Source organism: Streptosporangium sp. NPDC000239 (genome assembly GCF_040300765.1).
GTDB lineage: Bacteria > Actinomycetota > Actinomycetes > Streptosporangiales > Streptosporangiaceae > Streptosporangium.
This window is the reverse complement of the sequence record NZ_JBEPEI010000033.1, coordinates 16,801-36,668: the sequence shown is the minus strand read 5'-3', so window position 1 is coordinate 36,668 and position 19,868 is coordinate 16,801. Positions and strand designations below refer to the sequence as shown.

Annotated in this window: 19 protein-coding genes and 2 tRNA genes; 17 read left to right on the top strand and 4 right to left on the bottom strand. The window is 71.7% G+C overall.

Annotated features, from left to right (window positions below; translation table 11 throughout):
• Positions 1-15 precede the first annotated feature (15 nt).
• From proB to ABT340_RS40975, 4 genes are all read left to right on the top strand, one after another.
• On the top strand, positions 16-1,140 hold the full coding sequence (gene proB, locus ABT340_RS40990; RefSeq protein ID WP_352016348.1) for a glutamate 5-kinase: 1,125 nt from the start codon (positions 16-18) through the stop codon (positions 1,138-1,140).
• Positions 1,141-1,157: 17 nt separating this feature from the next.
• Complete coding sequence (locus ABT340_RS40985) at positions 1,158-2,450, top strand: glutamate-5-semialdehyde dehydrogenase (RefSeq protein WP_352016347.1); 1,293 nt, start codon at positions 1,158-1,160, stop codon at positions 2,448-2,450.
• Between the two features lie 49 nt (positions 2,451-2,499).
• Positions 2,500-2,673 carry a hypothetical protein gene (locus tag ABT340_RS40980; RefSeq protein ID WP_352016346.1) on the top strand — a complete coding sequence of 58 codons (174 nt, stop codon included), beginning with the start codon at positions 2,500-2,502 and terminating at the stop codon, positions 2,671-2,673.
• A gap of 166 nt (positions 2,674-2,839) precedes the next feature.
• Positions 2,840-4,420 (top strand): serine/threonine-protein kinase, encoded by a 1,581-nt coding sequence (locus tag ABT340_RS40975; RefSeq protein WP_352016345.1) that lies wholly within the window; start codon positions 2,840-2,842, stop codon positions 4,418-4,420.
• Between the two features lie 92 nt (positions 4,421-4,512).
• On the opposite strand, the gene ABT340_RS40970 is transcribed toward ABT340_RS40975, so the two are convergent.
• The gene (locus ABT340_RS40970) at positions 4,513-5,538 is read right to left on the bottom strand and encodes a M48 family metallopeptidase (protein ID WP_184715434.1); all 1,026 of its coding nucleotides are present in this window, start codon (positions 5,536-5,538) and stop codon (positions 4,513-4,515) included.
• Positions 5,539-5,612: 74 nt separating this feature from the next.
• Between ABT340_RS40970 and nadD the strand changes: the two genes are divergently transcribed.
• The 5 genes from nadD (at position 5,613) to ABT340_RS40945 (ending at position 10,918) form a co-directional block, all read left to right on the top strand.
• Positions 5,613-6,281 carry a nicotinate-nucleotide adenylyltransferase gene (gene nadD, locus ABT340_RS40965; RefSeq protein ID WP_352016344.1) on the top strand — a complete coding sequence of 223 codons (669 nt, stop codon included), beginning with the start codon at positions 5,613-5,615 and terminating at the stop codon, positions 6,279-6,281.
• 90 nt (positions 6,282-6,371) lie between these two features.
• On the top strand, positions 6,372-6,779 hold the full coding sequence (rsfS, locus tag ABT340_RS40960) for a ribosome silencing factor (RefSeq protein WP_352016343.1): 408 nt from the start codon (positions 6,372-6,374) through the stop codon (positions 6,777-6,779).
• Complete coding sequence (locus tag ABT340_RS40955; RefSeq protein ID WP_352016342.1) at positions 6,776-7,408, top strand: histidine phosphatase family protein; 633 nt, start codon at positions 6,776-6,778, stop codon at positions 7,406-7,408. Before rsfS ends, ABT340_RS40955 begins: the two co-directional genes overlap by 4 nt.
• A gap of 121 nt (positions 7,409-7,529) precedes the next feature.
• A tRNA-Ala gene (locus ABT340_RS40950) sits at positions 7,530-7,602 on the top strand.
• A gap of 133 nt (positions 7,603-7,735) precedes the next feature.
• A complete protein-coding gene (locus ABT340_RS40945; RefSeq protein ID WP_352016341.1) occupies positions 7,736-10,918 on the top strand; it encodes an AfsR/SARP family transcriptional regulator in 3,183 nt (1,060 codons plus the stop codon).
• 9 nt (positions 10,919-10,927) lie between these two features.
• On the opposite strand, the gene ABT340_RS40940 is transcribed toward ABT340_RS40945, so the two are convergent.
• Together ABT340_RS40940 and ABT340_RS40935 are read right to left on the bottom strand one after the other, a co-directional pair.
• Positions 10,928-12,286 (bottom strand): sensor histidine kinase, encoded by a 1,359-nt coding sequence (locus ABT340_RS40940; protein ID WP_352016340.1) that lies wholly within the window; start codon positions 12,284-12,286, stop codon positions 10,928-10,930.
• Positions 12,283-12,960, bottom strand: coding sequence for a response regulator transcription factor (locus tag ABT340_RS40935; RefSeq protein ID WP_352016339.1), 678 nt, complete (start codon positions 12,958-12,960; stop codon positions 12,283-12,285). Before ABT340_RS40935 ends, ABT340_RS40940 begins: the two co-directional genes overlap by 4 nt.
• A gap of 50 nt (positions 12,961-13,010) precedes the next feature.
• Here ABT340_RS40935 and ABT340_RS40930 point away from each other — a divergent pair, with 50 nt between their 5' ends.
• Positions 13,011-13,730 (top strand): hypothetical protein, encoded by a 720-nt coding sequence (locus tag ABT340_RS40930; protein WP_352016338.1) that lies wholly within the window; start codon positions 13,011-13,013, stop codon positions 13,728-13,730.
• 7 nt (positions 13,731-13,737) lie between these two features.
• On the opposite strand, the gene ABT340_RS40925 is transcribed toward ABT340_RS40930, so the two are convergent.
• Positions 13,738-14,235 carry a 2-thiouracil desulfurase family protein gene (locus ABT340_RS40925; RefSeq protein WP_352016337.1) on the bottom strand — a complete coding sequence of 166 codons (498 nt, stop codon included), beginning with the start codon at positions 14,233-14,235 and terminating at the stop codon, positions 13,738-13,740.
• A gap of 87 nt (positions 14,236-14,322) precedes the next feature.
• Here ABT340_RS40925 and ABT340_RS40920 point away from each other — a divergent pair, with 87 nt between their 5' ends.
• From ABT340_RS40920 to ABT340_RS40890, 7 genes are all read left to right on the top strand, one after another.
• Positions 14,323-14,685 carry a hypothetical protein gene (locus ABT340_RS40920; protein ID WP_352016336.1) on the top strand — a complete coding sequence of 121 codons (363 nt, stop codon included), beginning with the start codon at positions 14,323-14,325 and terminating at the stop codon, positions 14,683-14,685.
• Positions 14,682-15,062 (top strand): hypothetical protein, encoded by a 381-nt coding sequence (locus ABT340_RS40915; RefSeq protein WP_352016335.1) that lies wholly within the window; start codon positions 14,682-14,684, stop codon positions 15,060-15,062. The genes ABT340_RS40920 and ABT340_RS40915 overlap by 4 nt, the downstream gene beginning before the upstream one ends.
• Positions 15,063-15,122: 60 nt before the next feature.
• The gene (locus ABT340_RS40910) at positions 15,123-15,806 is read left to right on the top strand and encodes an SRPBCC family protein (protein WP_352016334.1); all 684 of its coding nucleotides are present in this window, start codon (positions 15,123-15,125) and stop codon (positions 15,804-15,806) included.
• A 200-nt stretch (positions 15,807-16,006) separates the two neighbouring features.
• Positions 16,007-17,239: a CynX/NimT family MFS transporter gene (locus tag ABT340_RS40905; protein ID WP_386192425.1), complete on the top strand. Its 1,233-nt coding sequence runs from the start codon at positions 16,007-16,009 to the stop codon at positions 17,237-17,239.
• 106 nt (positions 17,240-17,345) lie between these two features.
• Complete coding sequence (locus tag ABT340_RS40900) at positions 17,346-18,185, top strand: alanyl-tRNA editing protein (protein ID WP_352016332.1); 840 nt, start codon at positions 17,346-17,348, stop codon at positions 18,183-18,185.
• Between the two features lie 142 nt (positions 18,186-18,327).
• Positions 18,328-19,758: an MFS transporter gene (locus tag ABT340_RS40895; RefSeq protein WP_352016331.1), complete on the top strand. Its 1,431-nt coding sequence runs from the start codon at positions 18,328-18,330 to the stop codon at positions 19,756-19,758.
• A gap of 21 nt (positions 19,759-19,779) precedes the next feature.
• A tRNA-Ala gene (locus tag ABT340_RS40890) sits at positions 19,780-19,852 on the top strand.
• The last annotated feature ends 16 nt before the right edge of the window (positions 19,853-19,868 follow it).

The following is a 19,868-nucleotide window of genomic DNA, read 5'->3' as shown; positions in this document are numbered from 1 at the left end:
AAAGGTGAGCGTTTCGTGGACTCTGTGCGCGATCGAATCCGTACGGCCTCGCGCCTCGTCGTGAAGGTGGGTTCGTCGTCGCTCACGACCCCGCAGGGGACGATCGACGTCGACCGGGTCGACGCCCTGGTCGACGTGCTCGCCGCGCGCCGTACGGCGGGGACGCAGGTCGTGCTGGTCTCCTCCGGGGCGATCGCGGCGGGTCTCGGCCCGCTCGGTCTCTCGGCCAGGCCGCGTGACCTGGCCACCCAGCAGGCCGCGGCCTCGGTCGGCCAGGGGGTGCTGGTCGCCCGCTACACCTCCTCCTTCGCCCGCTACGGCCTGCGGGTCGGCCAGGTGCTGCTGACCGCCGACGACATGATGCGCCGCTCGCACCACGTCAACGCCCAGCGCACGCTGAGCAGGCTGCTCGAACTCGGCATCGTCCCGGTGGTCAACGAGAACGACACCGTGGCCACCGACGAGATCCGCTTCGGCGACAACGACCGGCTCGCCGCCCTGGTCGCCCATCTGACGCGGGCCGACGCCCTGGTGCTGCTGTCCGACGTGGACGCGCTCTACGACGGCGACCCGCGCCGTCCCGGTGCCAGCAGGCTGCGGGAGGTGCGCGGCCCGCAGGACCTGGTCGGGGTCGAGCTGGGCAAGGGCGGCGCCGTCGGCACCGGTGGGATGGTCACCAAGGTGCAGGCAGCCAGGATCGCCACCGGTGCGGGCGTGCCGGTGGTGCTGACCGCGGCCGCGCACGCCGCGCAGGCCCTCGCGGGCGCCGACATCGGCACCTGCTTCCACCCCGACGGCCGTCATCCGGGCACCCGCCTGCTCTGGCTGGCGCACGCGACCACCGGGCGGGGCAGGCTCCACCTGGACTCGGGTGCGGTGGACGCCGTGGTCGGGCGCCGCAAGTCGCTGCTGCCCGCCGGGGTCACCGCCGTCGAGGGAGACTTCGCCGCGGGTGACCCGGTCGATCTGTGCGGGCCGCTCGGCGGGGTGGTCGCCAGGGGACTGGTCAACTTCGACGCCGTGGAGATCCCGGACCTGCTCGGCCGTTCGACGCGTGAGCTGGGCGCCAGCCTGGGTCCGGAATATGAACGCGAGCTCATCCACCGTGACGACATCGTCATACTGGAGTCCCACCACTAGTTCTTTTGGAGCGCGACATGTCCGAGGACTTCCTGAAGGTAGCCCTGGCGGCTAAGGAGGCCGCCGCCGAGCTGGCCCCGCTGCCGCGGGCCCCGAAGGACGTCGCGCTCCGCGCGATCGCCGACGCCCTGGTCGCCAGGTCGGCCGAGATCGTCGCCGCGAACGCGCTCGACGTCGAGCGGGCGGAACAGAACGGCGTCCAGGCCTACATGATCGATCGGCTCAGGCTCGACGAGGGACGGGTCGCCGCCATCGCGGACGCCGTACGCCAGGTCGCCGACCTGCCCGACCCGGTCGGTGAGGTGATCCGGGGCGGCACGCTGCCCAACGGCCTCGAACTGCGCCAGCTCAGGGTGCCGCTCGGCGTGATCGGCATCATCTACGAGGGCCGTCCCAACGTGACCGTGGACGCCGCCGCGCTCTGCCTGAAGAGTGGCAACGCGACCCTGCTGCGCGGCTCGTCGAGCGCCTACGAGTCGAACACGGTCCTGGTGAGGATCATGCAGGAGGCGCTGGCGGGCACCGACGTCCCGGCCGGGGCCGTACAGCTGGTGCCCGGGCAGTCCAGGGAGTCGGCCAAGGAGCTCATGCGGGCCCGTGGCCTGGTCGACGTGCTGATCCCGCGCGGCGGGGCCTCACTGATCAACTCGGTGGTCGAGGAGTCGACGGTCCCGGTCATCGAGACCGGTGTCGGCAACTGCCACGTCTACGTGGACGCCGAGGCCGACCTCGACCTCGCCCTGGAGATCCTGGTCAACGCCAAGGCGCAGCGCCCCTCGGTGTGCAACGCCGCCGAGACGTTCCTGGTGCACGCCGACGTCGCGGACGCCTTCGTGCCGCGCGCGCTGGCCGCGCTGGCGGCCGAGGGCGTGACGGTGCACGGCGACGCCAGGATCGCCGCCCACGGTGACGGCGTGGTGCCCGCGGGGGAGGAGGACTTCCTGGCCGAGTATCTCTCGCTGGACATCGCCGCGGCCGTCGTGGACTCCCTGGAGGAGGCGGTCGCGCACATCAGGAGGTACGGCTCGGGCCACACCGACGCCATCGTCACCCGCTCCGTCACGGCCTCCCGGCGGTTCATCGCCCTGGTCGACTCGGCCGCGGTCGCGGTCAACGCCTCGACCAGGTTCACCGACGGCGGCGAGTTCGGGTTCGGCGCCGAGATCGGCATCTCCACCCAGAAGCTGCACGCGCGCGGGCCCATGGGCCTGCCGGAGCTGACCTCCACCAAGTGGGTCTACACCGGTGAGGGGCATCTGCGCACCAGTGCGGGCACGGTCATCGCCTCCTCGGGTGCTACGAACGGTTAGAGCGTGTCGCTCCGGGTGATCGGGGCCCAGGATGGTTTGACTGGGCCCCATGGAGACCGTGATCGCGTTCCTGTTCGTCGTCGTCGTGCTGGCGTGCCTCGACCGCCTGATGCTGTGGCTTGAGGGCAGGGGGCATGTGCGCTGGCGCCGTACCGGAAGGCGGGACCTGTCGGCCGAGCCGACGGCGGAGCTGGACAGCCTCCTGGAGGACTCCCGCCCCTGAATCGGCACGGATCTTTCCCCTCCTACGGCGCGCCTCCGGAAAATCGTCATATTCGCCCGCTAGGGTGAGGACTCCTATGGCTGGAGAGCAGGGAAGCACGGGCGAACGTGCGACCCGGTAGGCACAGCGGTCCCCCCAGGGCCATGTGGCCGACGCAGGAGGTCACGTGGGTCGTCTCGGGCGCGTCGGCTCCTACACGTTGGTTGAGCGCTTAGGCCGGGGCGGCATGGGTGAGGTCTACCACGCGACCAACAAGCGTGGTGAGAGCGTCGCCCTCAAGATGCTCCACGACGCCGTCGACGCCGACGCGGAGTCGCGAATACGCCTCGAACGCGAGGTGCGCGCGCTGCGCCGGGTCGAGAGCCCCTACGTCGCGCGGGTCCTCGACGCCGACCTCGCCTGTGAACGCCCCTACCTCGTCATGGAGTACATCGAGGGAGACACCCTCCTCGACCGCGTACGGCGCGGCGGCCCGCTCGGAGGGACGGCGCTGATCAACCTGGCCCACGGCCTGGCCACCGCCCTGTCGATCACCCACGCGGCCGGGATCGTCCATCGTGACCTCAAGCCCGCCAACGTCCTGATCAACGTGGAGAACGACCCGGTCCTGATCGACTTCGGCATCGCCCAGGTGCTGGACGCCACCCGGCTCACCCTGACCGGAACCTTCCTGGGCACCCCCAGCTACGCCGCTCCCGAGGTGTTCGCCGACGAGCCCGTCGGCGAGCCCGCGGACGTGCACGCCTGGGCGGCGACCGTCGCCTTCGCGGCGACGGGGCGCCCCACCTTCGGCAGGGGACCCGCCGAGGCGCAGATGTACGCCATCCTCAACGGCCAGGCCGACCTGGCCGGTGTCCCGGCGGCGCTGCTCCCACTGGTGCGGGCGGCCCTGCACCGGGAGGCGGCCAAGCGCCCGACCGCGGCCCTGCTCACCGCCCGTCTCAGCCGCCTGGCCAGGGCCGCGGGAGCGGAGCAGCGGCCGCGCGGCGCGACGCGCCAGGTTCCGGTGGCCGCCGCGGCGGGTGCGGCGCGCAGAGCGGAGGCGCGCCCGCGCGGGACGGGCACCAGGACGGAGGAGCCGCCGCGGGCCGGACGGCCCGTCCAGGGGCACGAGGGGGTCACGCGTCAGCCCGTGACCGGTGAGCCGTCCGGGGACAGGCCCGTCCGGCGGATGGTCAGGAGGCCGCGGGCGGGAAGCGCAACAGAGGACTCCGCGCCCGGCAGGCCGTCCCAGAAGGGCAGTGCGGCGCTGGGGTTGCTGCTGGCCGTACTGGCCGTGCCGTGTGTCGTGGCGACCGTGATCTGGCCGGTGGCCACCTTCGCCGTGACGGGGGCCTGCGCCGCGCTGGTCCGTTCGGTCTGGGCCGGGCACCGGCTGGCGCGCGGACGCAGGACGGCCAGGTCGCGGGGTGTCCTGCGGGCCGCGTCCTTCCCGCCGGTCTTCGCGATCTCGCTGCTGACCGTGCTCGCCTGGCCGGGGGTTCCCGCCGCCGCGGCGGCCTGGGTGACCCTGTGGCTGGCCTGCGGGGGTTCACCGCCGCCTGAGTGGTGGTTGCAGCCTGCCCCGGTGATCCTCGCGGGCGTCGTGTTCGGCGTCCTCTGCGGCATGATCGTCAACCGGGAGGTGGAGCGGGTCGGCGCGAGGTTCCCCGAGCTTCACAAGGAGGGGCTGCGCATGCTCGCGTTGCTGGGCGGGTTCGTCGCCCTGTGCGCGGCCGCGGTGCGCGCGCTCGCGTTCCTGATCTAGCCTCCGGAGCGCCTCACGAGGCCTCCGGAAGGGGTGGCCTTCGGAAAAGGCCCGGAAGGCGGCCTTCCAGACCTTTTCAGGGAGCCACGCCCTCAGTTGCCGTCGCGGCGGGCGAAGCGGTTGAAGATGCGCTCACCCGCGTTGACCGCGCCCTCGGCGACGTCGCGAAGGACGCCGATGAAGGGGTCCTGCGACTGGGACCAGGACTCGCGGTAGGAGCGGGCGGCGGCCCTGACCTCCTCGGAGATCTTGGCGTTCGCGTCGTCGGCCCGGCGGGGGTAGTCGCCGGAGAGGATGGTCTCGTACTCGCCGCTGCGGCGCCACTTGTCCAGCTCGGCCACCCGGGAGACGGCGAACGGGTGGGTCGTGCCGAGCAGGTTGAGGACCTTGAGCAGGCCGTCGCGGACGTCACCGGCCGTGTCGTACTCGCGGGCCTGGTCGAGGAAGGCCTCGATGTTCATCTCGTGCAGGCGGGAGCCGCCGGCGAGCTTCATCAGCGCGCGCAGCGCGGCCTCCGGGTCCTGGCCGCAGAGCAGACCGCCGCGGTCGGCCGACAGCTCCGACTTGCGGTGCCACTCCTCAAGGCCGGCGACGATCGCGCGCAGCCCGATGTAGCCGAGCGGGATCCAGGCGACGCGGGTGGCCAGACGGGTCAGGATGTCCAGCATGGTGCGGTAGACCGCGTGGCCGGACAGGATGTGCGCGGTCTCGTGGCCGACGACGAAACGCAGCTCCTCGTCGTCCATGAGGTCGAGCAGGCCGGTGGTGACGACGATGAACGGGTCGTCGAACCCGATCGCCATGGCCTGCACCTGCGGGCTCTGCTGGACGTACACCTCGGGAATGCGGTGCAGGTCCAGGGTGTAGGCCGCGTCACGGCCCATGTCGTGCAGTGTGCGGAACTGGGTCTCGCCGGTGCGCACCGCGGAGGCGAGATAGATCAGGCGCAGGCGGCGCTCACTGATCAGGCCGGACATCTGCTTGAGAACCGTGTCGAACCCACTGAGCGAGCGCAGGGCTACCAGCGCGGACCGGTCGGCGGGATGTTCGTAGGCACGTGAGCTTACGCCGGGAAGCTGCACGCGATTGCGATCCGGGGTGGTGGTCATGTCCGGCATGCTACGTCGGGCCCGCCGGGCATGCGCGGGGGGTGATTAAAAGCCGGGTACGGCTTACGCGTATGGTCCGTTTCATGATGAAAGCGGCCAACGGCACGGGGAAGAGACGCCTGGGAGTCATGGGCGGCACCTTCGACCCCATCCATCACGGGCACCTCGTCGCCGCCAGTGAGGTCGCGCATCACTTCCACCTCGACGAGGTGATCTTCGTGCCGACGGGGCGGCCGTGGCAGAAGGCCGACAGGACCGTCTCGGCCGCGGAGGACCGCTATCTGATGACGGTCATCGCGACCGCCTCGAACCCGAGTTTCTCGGTGAGCCGGGTGGACATCGACCGCCCCGGGCCCACCTACACCATCGACACCCTCAGGGAGATCGCCGCGGCGGGGGGAGCCGACGTCGAGCTGTACTTCATCACCGGGGCCGACGCGCTGTCGCAGATCCTGGGCTGGCACGACGCCGACGAGCTCTTCACCATCGCGCACTTCGTCGGGGCCACCCGGCCCGGTCACATCCTGCGCGACCCCGGGCTGCCCGAGGGCAAGGTGAGCCTGCTGGAGATTCCGGCGCTGGCCATCTCGTCGTCGGAGTGCAGAGAACGTGTCTCTTCCGGACAACCCATCTGGTATCTGGTCCCTGACGGTATTGTGCAGTACATCAACAAACGCGGCCTTTACCGTCATGTGCGCTCTTCGCCGGACCATCAATCCGTTTGCGACGTGGAATCGGGTGGCACACGATAGGCGTTGTACCCGAAGGCGGCTCTTCGACAGGCGTTCGATCGGGCACCCTGATAGGTGACAGCGCCGACTACTGGAGGACTAACCGAAACCGTGACCGCAACCGACAGATCCGTCCAGCTCATCAGGATCGCCGCCGAGGCCGCGGCCGACAAGCTGGCCGACGACATCCTCGCCTATGACGTGAGCGACCAGCTCGTCATCACCGACGCCTTCCTGCTCTGCTCCGCCACCAACGACCGTCAGGTCCGCTCCATCGTCGACGAGATCGAGGAGCGGCTGCGCGTCGAGGCCCACGCCAAGCCCGTCCGCCGTGAGGGAGAGCGTGAGGGCCGCTGGGTTCTCCTCGACTACGTCGACATCGTCGTGCACGTCCAGCACGAGGAGGACCGCACCTTCTACGCCCTGGAGCGGCTGTGGAAGGACTGCCCCGCCATCGCCCTGCCCGACAGCGTCGCGCAGGCCGCCGCCCAGCGTGCCCGCCCGGCGGTAACTGAGTGAGCCGCCGTGTCGTCTGCCTGAGACACGGCCAGACGCTGTGGAACGTCGAACACCGCTTCCAGGGCCACAGCGACATCCCGCTCGACGAGACCGGCGTCGCCCAGGCGGCCAGGGCCGCCTCGCTGCTCGCCGCGCTCCGCCCCACCATGATCGTTGCCTCCGATCTCCAGCGGGCCTACGACACCGCCTCCGCGCTCGGCCGTCTCACCGGTCTGAGCGTGTCGGTCGACAAGGACCTGAGGGAGCGGGGCGGCGGCGAGTGGGAGGGGCTCACCCGCGAGGAGATCTCCGCCGGGTGGCCCGAGCAGTACGCCGCCTGGGAGGCCCCCGGCGGTGAGGAGGTCGCCGACGTCGCCGCGCGTGTCTCGGCCTCCATCCGCAGATGGGCCGAACGGCTCGACGAGGACGGCCTGCTGGTCGTCGCCTCTCACGGAGCGGCGATCCGGCTCGGCATCGCCCACCTGCTCGGCCTGCCTGAGGATCTCTGGTCCGCCCTCGGCGGCCTGGGCAACTGCTCCTGGTCGGTGCTGGAGGAGGGACGCAGGGGCTGGCGCCTGATGGAGCACAACGCCGGAACCCTCCCCGAGCCCGTCCAGAGCGACGACAGCCCCGAGGTGACGCAGAGCTGACCCCTCGTACGGCTCACGCCCGGTGAAGGGCGAGAGCCGTACGGTCGTCGATTAGGTGAACCCCCGGGTGTCCTTGTATGCTTCCCAAGCGCCGCAACGAGAGCACTCGGAGCGGTGACCAGGGGCTATGGCGCAGCTGGTAGCGCGCCTCCATGGCATGGAGGAGGTCTGGGGTTCGAATCCCCATAGCTCCACAGGACCGGCGAGATCCCGTCCGATCAGCTGATCGGGCGGGATCTCGTGTTTTCTGCAGTTCTTCGGCAGTGGGCAGACAGGCCTGAGACGCCCTGATCCGTGGGGCGGGGCCGGCGCACGATAATCGATGACATGTGGTTCGGCTTGCTCGGCGCGACGGAGATCAGGGACGCCGAGGGCGGCCCGGTCCCCGTCGGCGGGCCCAGGACGCGCGCGCTGCTGGCGCTGCTGGCCCTCGACGCGGGCCGGGTGGTGACCGTCGAGCGGCTGATCGACGGCCTCTACGGTGAGGAGACGCGTGGCAACGCCGCCAACGCGCTGCAGGCTCAGGTCTCCCGGCTCAGGAGACTGCTCGGGCACGCCGGGACGGTCGAGTTCACCCCCGCCGGTTACCGGCTCGCGGTGAGCCCGCAGAAGGTGGACGTTCACCGGTTCGAGGCACTGGCCGTCCGGGGACGGCGAGCCCTGGAGGAGGGGGACGCCCCGCGCGCGGCCGGCCTCCTGCGCGAGGCGCTGGCCCTGTGGCGGGGGCCCGCGCTGTCCGACGTGGACGGTGCCCCGTTCGCGCGCGGGCAGGCCGTACGGCTTGAGGAACTGCGGCTCTCGGCCGTGGAGGAGCGGGTCGAGGCGGAGCTCGCCATGGGCGGGCACCGGGCGCTGGTGGCCGAGCTGACCGGCCTGGTGGCCGCGCACCCGTTGCGGGAGCGGCTGCGGGGTCAGCTGATGCGGGCGCTGTACGGCGGTGGCAGGCAGGCCGAGGCCCTGGCCGTCTACGAGGAGGCCAGAGGACTCCTCGCCGAGGAACTCGGCGCCGATCCGTCGGCGGAGCTGGCCGCCACGCACCTGGCCGTGCTGAGGGCGGACCTCTCCCTTCTCTCCGGGCCGGTGGTGCCCGCCGCTCCGGAGAGGCACGCGCTCACGGCCCAGCTCACCAGCTTCGTGGGCAGAGGGCGGGAGCTTGAGCGGGTCGGCGCGCTGCTCGAACGGGCACGCCTGGTCACCGTCACCGGGCCGGGAGGGGCGGGCAAGACCCGGCTGGCGGTCGAGGTGGCCACCCGGCACCCGGGGGAGGTCCGGTTCGTCGACCTCGCGCCGTTGAGCCGGGACGCGGAGGTGCCCCAGGCGGTCTTCGACGCCCTCGGGCTGCGCGAGGCGTGGCTCACCCCCGGACTCGGCAGACCGGGAGGTGACGCGGTCGAGCGGATGGTCGCGGCGCTCGCCGCACGGAGCGTCCTGCTGATCTTCGACAACTGCGAGCACCTCGTCGAGGCCGTCGCGGCGCTCGCCGGGCGGCTGCTCGGCGCCTGTCCCCGGCTGCGGGTCCTCGCCACGAGCAGGGAGGCGCTGGGCATCACCGGCGAGAGCCTGTGCCCGATCCCCGCGCTCGCGGTGCCGCCGAGGGGAACCCCGGCGCGGGAGATGCCCGGTTACCCGGCTGTCGAACTGTTCGCCGACCGGGCCGCCGCCGTGCTGCCCGGGTTCACCGTCGGGGAGGACAACGCCGAGGCCGTGGGACGGATCTGCCGGGCACTCGACGGTCAGCCCCTGGCGATCGAGCTGGCCGCGGCCAGGCTGCGTTCCCTGCCGGTCGGCGAGGTCGCCGCCAGGCTGGACGACCTGTTCGGGCTGCTGTCGCGCGGCAGCCGTACCGCGCAGCCGAGGCACCGCACGCTCAGGGCGGTGGTCGAGTGGAGCTGGGACCTGCTGGGGGCGGAGGAGCGGGCGCTGGCCGGGCGGCTGACCGTCTTCGCCGGGGGCGCGACGCTTGAGGCGATCTGCGCGGTGTGCGGGCTGCCGGACGGCGGCACGGTCGAGGCGCTCACCGGCCTGGTGGACAAGTCTCTTGTGGAGGTCTCGGGAACCCGCTACCGCATGCTCAACACGATCAGGGCGTTCTGCGCGGAACGGCTCGCTGAGGCGGGGGAGACCCGGCGGACGCGGAGCGCGCACGCGGAGTACTTCCTCGGCCTGGCGGTACGGGTCGAGCCACGCCTGATCACCGCCGAGCAACTGGAGTGCCTGGCCGCGCTGGACGCCGAGCGCGACAACCTGCACGCCGCGCTCCGCCACGCCACCGAGGCGGGGGAGGCGGAGCGGGGGACGGCGCTGCGGCTGCTGGCGCGCCTGACGACCTACTGGTGGCTGCGGGGACTGCGCAGCCAGGGGGCGGCGCGGGCCGAGGAGCTCCTGCGCGGGATCGGCCCGCATCCTCCGGAGGGGCTGGAGGAGGAGTACACCGTGGGCGTCCTGAGCATCGCCTCCGGCGGGCCGCGCGGCGAGTTCGACGCCCATCTGGGCAACGCCGTCGCGACGATGCTGGCCGGGGGCCGTCCGCCCAGGCAGCCCTTCATGACCATGTTGCTCGGCATGGCCATGGGCATCCCGGAGGCACACACCGCGAACCTGGACGACCGGTGGTACGGGCTGGTCGGCACCGACCCGTGGAGCCGGGCCCTGAACCACCTCGGCGAGGGGCTCGTGGCGGCCTACACCGGGCGGCTCGGTGAGGCGGAGGACAGCCTGTCCGCCGCGCTGGCCGGTTTCCGGGCGGTCGGAGAGCGGTGGGGGACGTCGGTCGCGCTGTCCGAGCTCGCCAAACTGGCCTCCTGGCGTGGAGAGGCCGAACGGGCGTGGGCGTTGTGCGACGAGGCCCTGCGGACGGCCCGTGAGCTCGGGGCCGAGGAGGACGTCGCCGGGACCCTGTGCCAGCGGGCCGGTGTGCGCCTGCAGACGGGGGATCTCCGGGGGGCCGCGGAGGACGCGGAACGGGCCGCCGTGCTGGCGCGCCGTACGGGGGCCTCCGAGGTGTTCGCCCTCACCCGTCACGTGCTGAGCACCGTCGCCAGGGCGCGGGGTGAGACGGCACGGGCCAGGAGCCTGGCCGAGGAGGCGCTCGCCGGGTGCCCCTCCGGGTGGTTCGGCGGCGAGGAGGCCCGGGCCACGATCATGATCGGTCTCGGGCTGACCGCCGAGGCGGAGGGCGTCGCGGGGGAGGCGCTGGCGTGGTACCGCCGGGCGCTGGCCTCCACGGCGGACCTGCACAACGTGACGATGACGGCCCTGGTCGTCGAGCTGATGTCCGGGGTCGCGCTGCTTGAGGGCGACCCGGCCAGGGCCGCCCTGCTGCTGGGCGCGGGTACGGCGGTGCGTGGAACCGCGTCGGCCGGTGACGTGGACGTGGTCCGGCTCGCCGGGGCCGCCAGACGCGCGCTCGGCGACCGGGCCTACGAGGAGGCGTACGGCCAGGGCGCCCGTATGACACGTGAGGAGGCGTTGGCGATGACCGGGGCCGGTGTTTCCGGAGAACCCGCCTGACGGCGCGGGTCAGTCCTGGGCGTCCTGCGTGGCGTCCTTCCTGCGCGGCCAGCGTCTGGCCTGGGGGCGCCGGGCCGTACGGAAGAGGGGCTCGTACTGGTCGGTGCGCAGCCACAGCTGCACATGGGCGCCGCCGAGGACCGATGAGTCGATCCGCAGCGCGCCACCCGAGCCCTCGGCGAGCCTGCGGGCGATGTCCAGACCGAGGCCGGTCGAGCCCGCGCCGCTGGCCCCGCGCCGCAGCGCCGCCTCGGGGTCGGCGATTCCGGGGCCCGCGTCGGCGATCAGGATGCCGACCGCGTCCGGTCCCTGGTGCAGCGTCACCGTGAACGCGGTGCCCTGGGGGGTGTGCCGGAAGACGTTGCCGAGCAGCGCGTCGACGACCGCGCTGAGCTCGGTCGCCGCGACCGGGATCCTGACCGGCTCCGTGGCGCCGATCAGCTGCCAGGGCCGTTGCTGGTCGTCGGCCAGCGCCGACCAGAAGGTCAGCCGCTCACGCAGTACGTGGGCCGCGTCGCAGTGGACGAGGGCGGGGGCCCGTGAGGGCTGCCTGGCGGCCGCGATGATCTCGTCGACCTCGGCTTCGAGACGGCCCAGGGCCCGGCGGCTCTGTTCGGCCTCCGGGCCCAGGTGGTCCAGGCTGAGACGTAACGCGGTCAGCGGCGTGCGGAGCCGGTGCGAGAGGTCGGCCGCCATCTCCCGTTCCGCGGCGAGCAACTGGATCACCCGGTCGGCCATGGTGTTGAACGCCTCGCCGACCGCGACCAGCTCCGTGGGCCCCTCGGGGGCGATCCTGACGGTGAGGTCACCGGCTCCCAGGGAGGTCGCCGCGTTGCCGAGACGCTGGGAGGCACGCACCAGCCGGGCCCCCAGCCGGTCGGCGACGAGCACGGAGCCCGCCATCAGCACCAGCGCCACCCCGGTCAGCACCGCCCAGGAGACGGCGACCCCCCTGGTGAGTTCCTGGACGGGTACGAAGATCTCGATGACCGCGGTCCTGCCGTTCTCCAGGGTGACGGGGCGAAGCAGCAGGGAGTCGTCGCCCAGCTCGTCCGAGGTCGCGGCGCGGGTCAGCCGGACCGCCGTGGCGACGGTCAGCGCCGAGGCCCTGGGGGTGCCGATCTTCCTTCCGTCGGGCAGGTGGAGCGCGATGCGCTCCGGCTGGCCCGTGCTGGCGACCGCGCGGGCCAGCCGGGTCGGCGTGGTGGTGATGGCCAGTACCGGGACCAGCGCCGAGGCCTGCCGTTCCGCCTCGGCGATCGCCCGGTCGTGTGCGATGTCCCTGACGATGATCCCGAACGGGACCAGGAAGGCCAGGGCGATCATCGAGGCGCCGGCGAGGGCGAGCAGGGCCAGGGTGCGTCTCACGACGGTGTGATCAGCATGACGCCGACGCCGCGCACGGTGTGCAGATAGCGGGGGGCGGAGGCGCTCTCACCGAGCTTGCGCCGCAGCCACGACAGGTGGACGTCGATGGTCTGGTCGTCACCGTAGGACTGCTGCCACACCTCGGTGAGCAGCTCCTTGCGCGGGACGACCCGGTCGGCGCGGGCCGCGAGGTAGGCGAGCAGGTCGAACTCCCGCCGGGTCAGCGAGAGAGGCTCCCCGCCCAGGGAGGCCTCACGCCGGTTGAGGTCGACCGAGAGCGCGCCGACGCGCAGCACCGGGGGCGGCCCCGCGGCCCGGGCCCTGCGCAGCACCGCGTCGAGCCGCGCGTTGAGGTGGTCGCCGGAGAACGGCTTGACCAGGTAGTCGTCCGCGCCCGCCTCCAGCAGGCGGACGATCTCCGCCTCGTCGTCCCTGGCCGTGGCCACGATGACCGGAACGCTGGAGACGCTGCGGACCATCTTCAGCGCCTCCGACCCGTCCAGGTCGGGCAGGCCGAGATCGAGGATCACCGCGTCGGGGGGATTCTGGGTGATCTCCCGCAACGCGTCGAGCGCACGTCCCGCGCTGCGCACGGCGTGTTGGCGCCTGCCCAGTTCCTGGATCATCGCGGAGCGCACGTACTCGTCGTCTTCTACCACGAGAACCGTCGCCATACGACGTAACCGTAGTGAACAAAGAAGCACATGAGGTAATAATTCACCGCATGAGGCAAACCTGGGGATTCGTTGTGGTCTGGTGTGCTGCCACGGTCCTGGCTGCCGGGATCACCTGGCTTGGTGTCCGTGACGTGCTGACCAGCCAGGTTTTCGACGACGCGAGGGTCGAGTCCCTGGACGCGGAGCTGTCCCGGATAGGGGCCGTCGCGATTCCCTCGAAGCCGCCGACCGGCACGGCCGTCGTGACGGGCCCGCCGAGCGCCTCTCCCCAGGGCAGGCGCACCCCGGGGGCCTACGTCTCCCCCCTGGGCCGCCGCGGCACCTCTCACCCGCGGGCCACCGGTCTGCCGAAGGGCGACACGAAGGGGTCGGTCGGATCCAGGCGGATCTCCGGCCACGAGCGCCAGACGGACGACTCCCCGGCCAAGCCGACCGCGACCGGAACCCCGACCCGGACCACGACCAAGCCCCCGGCCAAGGCGCCGACCGCAACGCCCGAGCCGGAGAAGGCCTCCGCCACTCCCAGCCCCACGCCCCACCTCGCGGCCGAGGGCGGGACCAAGACGGTGAGCTCAAAGAACGGCTCCGTCGCCTTCAGCATCGAGGGGGGCGTGTGCCGGGTGGTCTCCGCCAACCCCAACCCGGGCTACGAGGCCAAGGTGACCCAGGCCGAGGGATGGATCAGGGTGGACCTGGTCCAGGGGGAGCACGGTTCGGCGATCTACTGCGTCGGAGGGGAGAGCCGCACCGACGTGTGGGAGTACTGAGAACGCCTCAGGACCGCGACAACTCGCGCAGCCGTACGGCGGCGGCGGGAATCCTGTCCTCGCCGAACACCGAGACGCCGTGCTGTTCGAGCAGGGCGGTCGTGACCCCGGCACCGGCCAGCCGCCCGCCGCCGAAGGTGCCGTCGTGGATGGTCAGGCTTCCGCAGGAGGGGCTTGCCTCCTTCAGGATCGCCACCCGGGCGCCGCAGGAGAGCGCGGCGGCGAGCGCCGCCCGCGCCCCGGTGAGGAAGGCCTGGGTGACGTCGGTGCCGTCGGCCGTGAGCACCCGGGCCGCCCCGGCGAGCACGGCCGCGCCGCCCGCCCCGCCCTCGATCTCGGCGGGAGGACGCGGCACGGGCAGGCCGCCCTCGACCTCGGGGCAGAACGGCACCAGCCGTCCCTCGGCCCGCCAGGCGGCCAGCAGCGCGTCACCGCTGGTCTTGGCGGCCCCGTCGTAGCGGACCCGCCGTCCCATGAGACAGGCGCTGACCAGGATCGTCTCCACGTGTCCAGGGTATGCGGAAGCGGAGAGGAGGGCGGCGGCACCGGGCAGTAACCTACTGCCCATGCCTCCTGCCACGGTGATGTCCCGATGATCGGCCCGCTCGCGACCGCCCTGATCATCCTGGCCCTGGTCATCGTGCTGTCCGCCATCGTGGCCGCGGGCCGGAACAGGCCGATGGGCACCGTGCTGCTCGTCATGCTCGCGCTGCTCGAACTCGGCCTGCTCGTCCAGGCGGGCTTCGCGGTCGCCGGGGTGATCGGGGGCAGGGGGCCGGCGGAGACGGCGACCCTGATCGGCTACCTCGCGGGGACGCTGGTGATCCCGCCAGGGGCGGTCTTCCTCGGCCTCGCCGAGCGTTCGCGCTGGGGGTCGGCGGTGGTCGCGGTCGGCGCCTTCGCGGTCTGCGTCATGGTGGGACGGCTGCTGCAGATCTGGCAGGGGACGGCATGAGCGAACCGGTGATCGGCTCGGGGCCGGGACGCGCGCTGGTCGCGGTCTACGGTGTCTTCGCCCTGGCCGCGGGCGCGCGTGCCGCGGTGCAGATCGCGACCCGTTTCGGTGAGGCGCCGCTGGCCTACTCGCTGTCGGCGTTCGCCGCGCTGGTCTACCTCGTGCTGGCCGTGGCGCTGGTCAGGGGGAGGCGGGGCCTCGCCCTGACGGCCTGCGGCGTCGAGCTGGCGGGCGTGCTGGTCGTCGGCACGCTGAGCCTGGCCGACCCCGAGGCCTTCCCGCACGCGACGGTCTGGTCGGGCTACGGCAGCGGTTACGTGTTCATCCCCCTCGTGCTGCCGCTTGTAGGCCTTTACTGGCTTTTGCGGCGTAAGTAGTTATGTCCGCGGATCGTCGGGCAGGTCGGCCTACCGAACCCACGAGAGGGAGGCAGACCTGTGAGCACGATCGAACAGTCCGTCGATGTGAACGTCCCGATCAGGACGGCCTACAACCAGTGGACCCAGTTCGAGACCTTTCCCGAGTTCATGGAAGGCGTCGAATCGGTCAGGCAGCTGAGTGACACCCGTACGGCCTGGGCCGTGGAGATCGCGGGCGTCCACCGTGAGTTCGAGGCCGAGATCACCGAGCAGCACCCGGACGAGCGGGTGGCGTGGAAGTCCCTGGACGGCCCGCACCAGGCGGGGGTGGTGACCTTCCACCACCTGTCCCCGGAGACCGCCCGTGTCACGCTCCAGATGGAGTACGAGCCGGAGGGCTTCGTCGAGACCGCGGGTGACTGGCTGCAGCTCGTCCGGCTCCGGGTCCGGGGCGACCTGGAACGCTTCAAGACGTTCATCGAGTCGCGCGGCGGGGAGAGCGGCTCCTGGCGCGGTGAGGTCCCCGCGCCGCACGACCGTCCGGGCGGTTACGGCGCCGGCGGTGGCGCGACCGTCACCGACAGGCCGGAGGGCGGCGCTGGGAACGGCGGTTACGGATACGACGATCCGGTTCCGCCGCGCACGGTCGGCGGAGAGTACCCGCCGTCCTCCCCGCTCGCTCCTCCCGGTGGCGGCCCGCTGCCCGGGGCGGGCAGGCGGCCGGGCGAGGAGCCGCCCGCCATGCCGGGCCCGCGCGTCTGAGCCGGTCATCGCCCTGAACTGACGGGAAGGAAGCCGGATCACGCCCTGTAAAGGAGGGCGTGATCCGGCTTTCACAGTGTCAGGGCTTCGGGCGGGGCGCGCATTGCCAGGAACAAACCAAGTTTTAGGTCCTGTTACAGTTGGAGTCAGCCAATCATCCTACGATTGGGTGAATCGATTGAAGGAGGACTGAACCCCGCATGAGCGTGCTAACCCATCAGACTCGGGGCCGCACCGGTGGAACGACGGGATCTCTCGCCTGGTTGCTCGTGCTGGGAATCGTCCTCGCCGCACTGAACCTGCGCACCGCGGTCACCAGTGTGGGACCGGTGCTCGACCGCATCTCCTCCGGCCTCGGCATGTCGGGCGTCGGAGTCGGGCTCCTCACCACACTACCCGTTCTCATCTTCGCCTCGGTCGGCGCCGTGACACCGGCCCTGGCCAGGAGGATCGGCGAACACCGGCTGCTGCTGACCGCCCTGGTCGCCCTGGGCTCCGGACTGCTCATCCGCGCGATGGTCGGCTCGGCCGAGGTCTTCCTGTTCAGCAGCGCGCTGGCGCTGTCCGGCGGCGCCGTGGGCAACGTGCTCATCCCCACCCTGATCAAGCGCCACTTCCCCGGCCGGGCCGGGACCATGACCACCGTCTACACCACCGCCCTCGCGGCCGGCACGATGCTCGCGGCCGCCGCGACCGTCCCGATCGAACGGGCCGCCGACGGCAACTGGCACGTTGCCCTCGGGGTGTGGGCGGCGCTGGCCGCTGTCGCCGCCATTCCGTGGCTTGCGCTGTCGCGCAGTGAGCCGGAGCGGGACACGGGCAGCAGCGATCTCGGTCCCCGGAGCCTGGTCAGGAGCAGGCTCGCCTGGGCCGTCGCCGCCTACTTCGGCACGCAGAGCATGGTCGCCTACATCATGTTCGGCTTCCTGCCGAAGATGCTCATCGACGGTGGCTACACCCCCGGACAGGCCGGGCTGACGCTGGGCGTCTTCACCGCGATCGGCATCCCGGTCTCCATGGTGGTGCCGTGGATCGCCTCGAAGTTCGCCGACCAGCGGCCCGTCGTGGCGGCCTTCGTGGTCTTCTACACGATCGGCTTCCTCGGCCTGTGGCTCGCCCCCGTCAACCTGGCCTGGCTGTTCGCCGTACTGGTCGGGATCGGGATGGGATCGTTCCCGCTGGCGCTGACCATGCTGGCCCTGCGGACCCGGACCCCCGAGGCCACCGCCGCGCTGTCCGCCTTCGGACAGAGCGCCGGATACCTCATCGCGGGCGCGGGTCCTCTGGTCGTCGGCGTGATGCACGAGGCCAGCGGAGGCTGGACGCTGTCGTTCCTGCTGCTGTTCGCGGTCGTCGGCGTGCAGCTGGCCACCGGCTGGTACGCGGGCAGGGCGCGCTATCTGGAGGACGAGAAGGGCGTCCCCGCCCTCTGATCCCCCCTCCCTCCGCCGTATGGCCCGTGCCTCCTCAGGGGTGGCTCGGGCCATACTCGTTTGGCTGAGATGATGAAGGAACCAACAGGGGCAGAAGGGGGAAACGGTGATCGAGGGATCGACGCTTGTCAGCTATCCGGCGGGGGAGACCGGGGGCCGCTCCACAGTCGTGGCGAGGGTCCCCGTGGGGGAGGGGCACGGGACGGTCGTGGCCGAGACCCCCTTCCATCCGCTCGACCACACCTGGCCCGACCAGCCCGCGGACCGGGGGACCATCGCCGGGATCGCGGTGACCGACTGCGTGACCGGGGCAGTGGCCGACGGCGAGCAGCGGATCCACCTCGGCGAGGACATCCCGGTACGGCGCGGCAGCTCCGGGTGGAGCTGGCTGGTCGTCCACGTCACCCGGGAGCCGGTCCCCGACGGGGAGGTCGAACTCGCCGTCGACGCCGAGTACCGTCACGCGCTCTCCACGGGGCACACCGCCTGCCACCTCGCCGCGCTCGCGCTCAACGCGGCGCTGGCAGACCGGTGGCGCAAGGAGATCTCCGCGGACGGCCTGGGCAACCCCGACTTCGACCAGACGGCCATCGCCTCCTCGCGAATCCTGCCCGGGGGCAGCCTCGACGTCTATCGCCTCGGCAAGTCGCTGCGCCGCAAGGGCTTCGTCACGGAAGGGCTGCAGGAGAGCCTTCCGGAGATCACCGGGAAGGTCTGCGACACGCTGAAGGAGTGGGTCGCGGCCGACGCCGAGGTCCGGATCGAGAGCCCCGGGCGCGAACTGACCGCACGCCGTACCTGGCGGTGTGGCCTGCCCGAGGGAGAGGTGACCATTCCGTGCGGCGGCACCCACCTGCCGAGCACCTCCCGGCTCGGCGCCGTCACCGTGTCCTTCGAACTGTCCCAGGACGGCACCGAGCTCACCATGCGCACCACCGCGGGCTGAAGGCGGCGCTCCCCGGGAGTCCACGGACATGGCGCCCAAGGCGTATCACGCCATCCGTGACGCGACATGACCCAGTAGATGACGTTTTCTGACGAGCATTTACCATCTCATTGCCGCAAGCTGATGGGAAAAGAGGGGGAGCATGGCAGGAGTGGCCGTCGCCGGGCCCGGTGCCGCGATCCGGAGCAGACAGCTCTGGCTCACCCTGCTCGCCCTCTCCATGGCGGGGATGGTCGTCTCCGTCCAGCAGACCGTGGTCATTCCGCTGCTGCCGAGGATGATGGCCGGCTTCGGCGTCTCGGTCGACGAGGTCGCCTGGGTCTTCACCGCATCGCTGCTCGTCGGCGCGGTGGCCACGCCACTGCTGTCCCGTCTGGGGGACATGTACGGCAAGAAGCGGATGATCCTGTTCACCGTCGGCCTGCTCGTCCTGGGCTCCGTGATCTGCGCCGTCTCGCTCACGCTGCCGGTGCTGATCGTGGGCCGTGCCCTGCAGGGAGCCTCCGCGGCGCTGATCCCCCTGGCCATCGGCATGATCAGGGACAGCTTCCCGGCCCAGAAGGTGATGACCGCGATCGGCGTGGTCAGCGCGACCATGGGCATCGGCGGCAACCTCGGCATGATCGTCACCGGCGTCATCGCCGACCGGACGCCCAGCCACCACCCGGTCTTCTGGATCACCGCCGGACTCGGCGTGGTCGCGATCGTCCTCATCGCCCTGAGCGCCCACGACAGCGGGGCCCGCGCCGGGGGCCGCCTCGACCTCGTCGGCGCGTTGCTGTTGTCGATCTGGCTGGTCTGCCTGCTGCTCGCGGTGTCCAAGGGAAACGACTGGGGATGGGGATCCCCCCAGGTGGTCGCCCTGTTCGCGGCCACCGCGGTGGTCTGCGCGGTGTGGGTGTTCAGCCAGCTCAGGCTCAGGGCGCCGATGGTCCGTCTCGACCTGCTCGTCGGCCGCCGGTCGCTGCCGGCCAACCTGGCCGCGCTGCTGCTCGGCTTCGCGATGTTCGGCTCCTTCACGCTGGTCTCCAGCTTCGTCCAGACCCCCTCCTCGGCCGGGTACGGCTTCGGCGGATCGGTCCTCGACGTCGGCCTCTACGCCCTGCCGAGCACCGTCACCATGCTGGTGTCGTCCTTCATGGCGGGACGGATCTCCGGACGCCTCGGCCCGGCGCGTTCCCTGGCCGTCGGCGCGGCCATCACGGCGGCGGCCTTCGGCTGGTTCGCGATCTTCAACGCCTCGGTCTCGGATCTGATCGTCGCCAACACGCTGCAGGGGCTCGGGTTCGGAGTCGCCTACGCGGCCCTCGGGGCGCTGGCCGTACAGCATGTGCCGATGGACCAGAGCGGCATCGCCAGCGGGGTCAACTCCCTGGTCCGCTCCATCGGAGGCAGCGCCTCGGGGGCGGTGACGGCCGCGCTGCTGACCTCGATCACCGTCGCGGGCACGGCCGTCCCCGCCCGCGGTGCCTACGTGCTGTCCTTCACGATCGTCGCGGTGAGCGCCGTCGCCTCCGTCCTGGTCGCCCTCGTCGCCGCCGCGATGGCACGAGGGGTCCCGGAAGTCGGCTAAGATTTCTTCTGCACCACACAAGGGGCTATGGCGCAGCTGGTAGCGCGCCTCCATGGCATGGAGGAGGTCTGGGGTTCGAATCCCCATAGCTCCACAGCGAAGTGGTCGAC

What these genes read in the sequence shown, in the direction of transcription:
- ABT340_RS40985 (WP_352016347.1), top strand. Translation starts at nt 1,158, where the DNA reads ATGTCCGAGGACTTCCTGAAGGTAGCCCTGGCGGCTAAGGAGGCCGCC.
- ABT340_RS40980 (WP_352016346.1), top strand. Translation starts at nt 2,500, where the DNA reads ATGGAGACCGTGATCGCGTTCCTGTTCGTCGTCGTCGTGCTGGCGTGC.
- ABT340_RS40970 (WP_184715434.1), bottom strand. Translation starts at nt 5,538, where the DNA reads ATGCCGGACATGACCACCACCCCGGATCGCAATCGCGTGCAGCTTCCC.
- nadD (WP_352016344.1), top strand. Translation starts at nt 5,613, where the DNA reads ATGATGAAAGCGGCCAACGGCACGGGGAAGAGACGCCTGGGAGTCATG.
- ABT340_RS40945 (WP_352016341.1), top strand. Translation starts at nt 7,736, where the DNA reads ATGTGGTTCGGCTTGCTCGGCGCGACGGAGATCAGGGACGCCGAGGGC.
- ABT340_RS40935 (WP_352016339.1), bottom strand. Translation starts at nt 12,960, where the DNA reads ATGGCGACGGTTCTCGTGGTAGAAGACGACGAGTACGTGCGCTCCGCG.
- ABT340_RS40930 (WP_352016338.1), top strand. Translation starts at nt 13,011, where the DNA reads ATGAGGCAAACCTGGGGATTCGTTGTGGTCTGGTGTGCTGCCACGGTC.
- ABT340_RS40920 (WP_352016336.1), top strand. Translation starts at nt 14,323, where the DNA reads ATGATCGGCCCGCTCGCGACCGCCCTGATCATCCTGGCCCTGGTCATC.
- ABT340_RS40915 (WP_352016335.1), top strand. Translation starts at nt 14,682, where the DNA reads ATGAGCGAACCGGTGATCGGCTCGGGGCCGGGACGCGCGCTGGTCGCG.
- ABT340_RS40905 (WP_386192425.1), top strand. Translation starts at nt 16,007, where the DNA reads ATGAGCGTGCTAACCCATCAGACTCGGGGCCGCACCGGTGGAACGACG.
- ABT340_RS40895 (WP_352016331.1), top strand. Translation starts at nt 18,328, where the DNA reads ATGGCAGGAGTGGCCGTCGCCGGGCCCGGTGCCGCGATCCGGAGCAGA.